The 6,596-nt window shown below is 45.5% G+C and carries 5 protein-coding genes and 1 tRNA gene; 3 read left to right on the top strand and 3 right to left on the bottom strand.

Going from position 1 to position 6,596, the window contains the following annotated elements; genetic code table 11:
- Window positions 1–6 precede the first annotated feature (6 nt).
- Window positions 7–82, top strand: a tRNA-Glu gene (locus tag RDK53_RS04595).
- A gap of 77 nt (window positions 83–159) precedes the next feature.
- Complete coding sequence (locus RDK53_RS04590; RefSeq protein WP_308513502.1) at window positions 160–933, top strand: hypothetical protein; 774 nt, start codon at window positions 160–162, stop codon at window positions 931–933.
- Between the two features lie 239 nt (window positions 934–1,172).
- Here RDK53_RS04590 and dcuC read toward each other — a convergent pair whose 3' ends face one another.
- The 3 genes from dcuC to RDK53_RS04575 all read right to left on the bottom strand — a co-directional run bounded on the left by dcuC (window position 1,173) and on the right by RDK53_RS04575 (window position 4,523).
- The gene (gene dcuC, locus RDK53_RS04585; RefSeq protein WP_308513500.1) at window positions 1,173–2,555 is read right to left on the bottom strand and encodes a C4-dicarboxylate transporter DcuC; all 1,383 of its coding nucleotides are present in this window, start codon (window positions 2,553–2,555) and stop codon (window positions 1,173–1,175) included.
- A gap of 110 nt (window positions 2,556–2,665) precedes the next feature.
- Window positions 2,666–3,541 (bottom strand): DMT family transporter, encoded by an 876-nt coding sequence (locus tag RDK53_RS04580; protein WP_308513499.1) that lies wholly within the window; start codon window positions 3,539–3,541, stop codon window positions 2,666–2,668.
- A gap of 37 nt (window positions 3,542–3,578) precedes the next feature.
- Window positions 3,579–4,523 carry a glycosyltransferase family 9 protein gene (locus RDK53_RS04575; protein ID WP_308513498.1) on the bottom strand — a complete coding sequence of 315 codons (945 nt, stop codon included), beginning with the start codon at window positions 4,521–4,523 and terminating at the stop codon, window positions 3,579–3,581.
- 81 nt (window positions 4,524–4,604) lie between these two features.
- On the opposite strand from RDK53_RS04575, the gene msbA reads away from it, so the two are divergent.
- Entirely contained in the window at window positions 4,605–6,407 is a 1,803-nt protein-coding gene (gene msbA, locus RDK53_RS04570) for a lipid A export permease/ATP-binding protein MsbA (RefSeq protein WP_308513497.1), read from the top strand.
- Window positions 6,408–6,596 lie beyond the last annotated feature (189 nt).

Genomic DNA, 6,596 nt, shown 5'->3' with positions numbered 1-6,596 from the left:
GTCCTTGACGCTATCGTCTAGAGGCCTAGGACACGACCCTTTCACGGTCGGTACCGGGGTTCGAATCCCCGTAGCGTCGCCACTTCTCTTAAATAATCATTCTTCTTTGTATCGGATTCGGTCTACAATCCTCTTGTAATTTTATTCCCGAGGCTTGTTATGACTATTGAATATACCGGTTCTATCAAAGGCTCCGTCCGTAAGCACACTGACGACTCTCTCAAAGCTACTTTCGATCATGCTTACTGTGTTATTCCTAATCCGGGCGGTGCACCGATTGTCAGCGAATTATCTGCACTTCCTCCTATCGAAGGCCTGTATCCTGTCGTTCTCTTCATGCACGGCAGCTCCGGCGTAAATGAACAAACAAGACTCTTAGGTAACTGGCTTGCCGACTCTCTAGGCGTTGCAATGGTCGTACCTGACTCCATGCAGCTCGCAGACCGCATTACTTATTCATCTCCGATTCCTCCGGAAGACTATGAAGATATTCATGCCATGAGACTCCAAGAACTTGAATACGCTATGGCTCATATTTTTGATCTGCCGTTTAACGACGGACGCGTATTTATTGCCGGTACAAGCGAAGGCGGCGTCTGCGTTGCCCGTTATGAAACACGCGAAGAATATCCTGAAGACGCCAGAATGATTTTCTCTTGGTCATGTGAAGATAATTATCACGTAAAAGCACACGGTACAAATATTCCTGACTACATGCCGGTGTTGAACATTATGAGTGCGGCAGATAAGTTCTTTAGTCAAAAGAACTCTTATTTGAACAATCCTAACGCTCAAGGACACGCAGGAAAAGCTTTAGAGAACAATCCTAATGCAAGAATACTTTTGTTGCCGACAGCGCCGCATACTCTCTTTAATTTGCCTGTTGCACGCACTGCAATCAAGAGTTTTATTGATGAAGTATTGAAGTATTAATTTCGATTTGAACTGCATAACAGAAGATTAATCGGTTTAATCGTAAGCCTCCTTGATGAAGGATCGAGGAGGTTAGTTTTTACTTGGATATTTTTCAAAACGGAGGCAGCCAGGGCCTCTTGCCCTCCCAGAATCAAATTGAAAACAAATTGGTTTCAGACCACCGAATAGAAGATAAAAGAAAACAGCCGTTGAACTCTATAAAGAATTCAGCGGCTGCCGCTTATAGGAAAGCTAGATTAACCGAACAGCAAGCTGACGACAATCAACATAGTGATATAACCGACTACGCAAGGAATCCAAGTACGTCTTACAACTTGGAGCGGATTTACTTGTGCGAAGCCTGCCACGATAATGATGACGCCGGCAACCGGAGAAATAGCGCGGAGCATTTCGGAAGCAGTGTGCATCATGAGCATGATGGCGATACCGTCGGAGTTAAGGTGTTCTGCAACGCTCGGAATAACGTGTGCCAAGCTTGTGAAAGCGGCAACGCCGGAACCTGTCAATACAGTAACCAAACCGATGATGGCAGAAAGTACAACACCTGTACCTGTGACGCCCAAACCGCAGTTCTTAGCAACATCGATGAGGTATGTAATCAAACCGACGTTCTGTAAGCCCTTGGCGAAGAAGGCTGCAACGAAGATAAGGCCGACAGTACTTGTCAGGATGGAGCCCATGCCTTTGAACATTGCAAAGGAGAGGTCGAAAGACTTCTTTGCGTCTCTTCTGTAAACGAGGTCAATCAAGAAGCAGACGAACCAAGACAGGAACATGGCAGTGGCAACGTTCATGGTAATTGTCTTGTAGACCATCTTGTTGAAGATCAACAGAAGGACAAGCGGGAGAATCGGCATGAAAGCGTAAATAAGAGGAGTCTTTTCGATTTCTTTTCTCTTGGCTTCCAATTCAGCAAGATCTGCCACAACGCCTTTATCACCGTCTTTCTTATCGTAGTAACGCTGAACGATAACATGTGTGAGGGCCATTACGAGCACAACAGGAGCGGCCATTGTGAGCTGATAAGAAACTAAGTAGTGAACCGGGTCAAGGTGGACCAATTCAGCAGCCATCACGGCAACACCGGAAGCCGGAGCATAGCCCACGCACAGTACGCTGGCAACGACAGCGGCGGCAGCTAGCGGAGAGCATCCGACACTGATAATCAGCGGATAGACTGTGACGATTAACAGCATTGCCAAGCCGGCGGCAGAGGTGATAACCAAGCCTAAGCAGTGACCGAGAATAAAGACGAATGCCAAAATCAAGTACGGATTCTTGAGTAAGGAAATCGGTTTTGCGCAAACCGTTACGAAACGGTCGGAAGCGCCGGTAACCTGCATGTAAGAAGCGAAACCGCCGGAAACCAAGATGATGAAGCCGACACCAGCGATTTGTGTACGGCTAATGGCACGGAACAGTTCAAATAAATCAAAACCTAAGAGGCCGGTAGGTGTGGCGTTCTTAGGAAGGAAATCTGAAGTGCCGTTGAAGAGAGCCAAAACATTCAAAAGGAAACCGGCCAAAAACAAGACCATGTTTACCTGATATTTTTTGATGATGGCCCATCCGGTAAGAAATACGATGGCTACTGCTAGCCAAAGAGAAATAGTCTGCATAGAATCTCCCGTGGGACGTGTAATAATTTGTAATACATTTTAGAACTTATCACACAAAAAACCTTAAATTGGCGAGTCTTTAAAGTTTTTCTCGGGTTATTCCTTAAAGGTTACTTAAATTTTTGTTCTTGTCGTTTTGTGACAATGGTCGCGGCAAGCCCGGCTATAAGAATCAATCCCATTCCTACGATGGTGTATAGGCCAGGGATATTGTTGAATACAACGATGCTGATGAGTTCAGAGAATGGAATAGCAGAAAAGCCCAGGCAGGAGACTAAAAGCATATTCCCGCCAACCCAAGCTCGGGTTGCAGAAATGAGTCCTAACGTGGCAAATCCTCCCATCGCCATCAGACACAAGAGGGACTGAGTATCGGGAATATGAAAGCCGTCCTCGAAGATGAATACGCCGAAAAACGTTGCCAATGTGCAGAACAACGCAAAGTAGAAAACAATACGCCAGGAAGGTTCTCCTTCTCTGCCGAGTTTCCTTACTTGCCAATAAATAGCTAAATCCAGGCAGGCCACGCATAAGCAGAGGAGGGCCGGGATTAGATCCCCGTCGCGGAAGGACGGCTGCAGAATTGTTACGACTCCCGTAAAGCCTAAAACAATGGACCAAATGGCACCCCAAGGAATCGGCAGCTTACGGATAAGAGAGAGGATGATGAAGTTGGCTGACAGAAATAAAGAAGTTGTATATGTCAGCGTAATGTTGGTTCCGAGAGGAAGTTTTCCTAGGGTAAAGAACCAAATGGCAACTGAAGCAAAGCCAAGAGAGTCTCGAATAAGATGCCCTTTAACCTTAGTAGTTTTGAGTGAATAGCCATTCCAGAGGACAACTGCATAAATGGAGACAAGGGTGAATAAAGAGCGGTAAAAAACCAACTCCAACGGCCCGAAGGTTGCATTGCAGAATTTAACGAAAGCCGCCATAGTCGAGAATGACGCGGCGGCTGCTAAGGCCCAGAACGACTGAATCAGCATAAGAGGCTTTTCTCAGTATTTGGAAAATGCTTTCTGATTAGGATTTAGTCTTAGACAATACCTGATCAATGGCAGAAATGACTTCATTGACTTCCGGCCACTGGCCTTTTTTGCCGACAATCATATTCAAATCGCTCCACGGACTTGTTCTGTCAGTATCAGTTACGCCGACAATGGTAATTTGCGGCGCATGAACGGCAGAAGCAATGTGACTGACGCCTGAGTCGTTAGCAATGACGATAGACGCGCGGGAGCATAAAGCTGCAAAATTGCCCAAAGATGTTGGTTCATAAATTATTGCATCCGGAGCGGCGAGCTTAACGGCATCAATTTCGTCCTTTGCCGGGAAAACGACCGGAGTCAATCCTCTTTCTTTTAAGGGAGCGACCAATTCGTTGAAGTGCTTCCAGTATTTTTCTTTACCTTCATGCCGGCCCTTTGCGATAGGAGCCAAAATGGCAAATTTTTCAGGCAAGTTGATTTTAGAGATTAGGTTTCTGGCGCCGGCCTCATTTCTCTGGGCCAGTTTCATATTTAATCTCTTCGGCAGTTTGTCGTAGGCCGGTTTTACACCCCAAGCTTCTAATGCTTTATAGGCTACATTCCAAAATCTTTCTACTTCGTGCATTCTCGGTGGTTTTGGAATGGCATGTTCAAGAAGAATCGAACGTCCGTCGGTGCCGTAGCCCGTGCATTTAATGCCTGCCGCCGTAAAGAGGAGAGCGGAGCCTAGAGAGTTAGGAAGAAGGAGTCCTTTCGGGTTTTTAACGGAAGCAGCCAGTTCTTTAATACGGCGGATATCTTCAAGAAGATTGCCTTCAATCGGATCAAAACGGCGTAATGTTCCTTCGAATAATTCTCCTACGAAGGGCTTTCCAACGAGACAGAGATCGAAACCGGAGGCTTCCAGAAGGTCCAAAGCGGGCATAGACATACAGGCATCGCCAATATGATTGGGAAGGCGAACGAATAATTTGGACATACTTTTGTTTCTATAGCTGTGTAATTTGCTTAGTGTAATCAATTTAGAATAATACTTTTAATTTGTCTTTCAGAGGAAGCCTTGGACACGACAAAATTCCAGAAAGAGCCTTTACGGCGACTGTTTTCCTATCTGCCTCCATATAAGTGGCTTATTGGAGCGGCATTGATTTCCATGATTTTATCGGCTTCGACCTCTCCTTTGATGGCGATGCTTTTAGGAAAACTGACAGACTTAGGCTTCTACGAAAAGAACGGTTTGGTAGCCATTTGGGCTCCTCTGGCTCTCATCGGTATTTCTATTCTTCACGGTGCAGGTCAATTCGGCAGCAATTATCTTCTGCAAAAAGTTTCCCAGTCCGTCCTTCTGCAAGTCCGCACAGAGATGTTTGAGAAAATGATTCATTGGCCGGATGAGACCGTTCAGAAAGAATCTTCAGGCCGAGTCATCTCAAGATACGTTAATGAAGCAAGCCAAGCCCTGAGCAGCGCTTCTGAAGTTCTGACGGTAATGATCCGCGACTCTCTGCAGGTTATCGGTTTGCTGTTCCTGCTTCTTTGGCACAATTGGCAGTTAACGGCTGTGACTTTGGTGGTCGGCCCTTTTCTTATTCTTATTCTTAAAGCCGTCAGCACAAGAATGAAGAAACTCCAGACGACAAACCAGCAGACTTTCGGCGTTATGATTTCTCTTTTGACGGAAATTTATCAGGCCGAGAGACTGGTTAAGATTTACAACGCCTATAAGTTCGAAGAAGAAAGATTTTCTCACGTCAACCGCATGCTTAAGGGTTTAGCCATTAAGAGCAAGGTTGTTCAAAGTCTTGGTACACCGCTGACGCAGATTGTAAGCATGATTGGTGTTGCCGTGGTGGTATTTGTCGCTCTTATCCAGGCTCAGCAGAACATGCTCAGCTTCTCCGAGTTCGTTACTTATATTTCCGCCATGCTCTTAATGCTTCCTGCTATTAAGAAGCTTGCCAACTTGAACGGCAATATCGCCAGAATGTCCGCAGCGGCTGCCAGCTTGTATGAAATGATGGATATTCCGACTGAAAAGGATCCCGGAGACAGAGAAATCGGCAGAATTAAGGGCGATGTCGAGTTTAAGAACATTTCTTATAAGTATCCGAGCGCCGAGCAGCCGTCTTTGACTAACTTCAATCTCAAAGTTAAAGCAGGCCAGATGGTTGCCCTAGTAGGAGCTTCGGGGGCCGGTAAGACAACGGTGATTAACCTTATTCCACGCTTTTTGGTCCCGAACAGCGGAGAAATTCTTTTTGACGGCATATCTCAAAATCAGCTGACATTAAAGAGCATCCGAGACCAGATTGCTTTGGTAACGCAAGACGTCGTTTTATTTGACGACACGATTGCCGCAAACATTGCTTACGGAGCAGGAGAAAACGCAACCGAGGAGCAAATTATTCAGGCTGCAAAAGCTGCTTATCTGATGCCTTTGATTGAAAGTCTTCCCGAAGGTCTTAACACGGTTATCGGCGAAAGAGGTTCTAAACTGTCCGGCGGACAAAAACAAAGAGTCTCCATTGCAAGAGCTTTGTTGAAGAACGCTCCTATTCTTTTGCTAGACGAAGCTACCAGCGCGCTTGATACGGAAAGCGAAAAATATATCCAGGCATCTCTGGAAGAGCTCCAGCACGGCCGAACAAGCTTTGTCGTGGCTCACCGCCTTTCCACAATTGTTAACGCAGATATGATTGTTGTTTTAGACAACGGTGCGATTGTCGAATGCGGTACGCATTTCGAACTTTTAGAGAAGGGCGGACATTATGCTCATCTCTATAACATTCAATTCAATGATAAATCAGCTCATGAGACTAAGGAAGCCAGCCCTCATGACGCTTCAACAAAGTCCAACGCTTAATTTTCGTACTTTGTTTTAATGGACGAAAGCTGCTTCGGCGGCTTTCGTCATTTCCCCAGACGGACAATACTGTTCATGTAACGGAATGAAAATTCCGTAATGTGGAATTGCAGGTACGTAAATTGAAAATTTTTTCTTCTAAAATTCAAGAATTCTTGTTTTTTTGTGTATAAATACTGAAGTTGGTTT

The organism is uncultured Turicimonas sp. (assembly GCF_902477955.1).
Lineage (GTDB): Bacteria > Pseudomonadota > Gammaproteobacteria > Burkholderiales > Burkholderiaceae_F > Turicimonas.
Note: the sequence above shows the minus strand (reverse complement) of the source record. Positions and strands in the feature narration are given on the sequence as shown.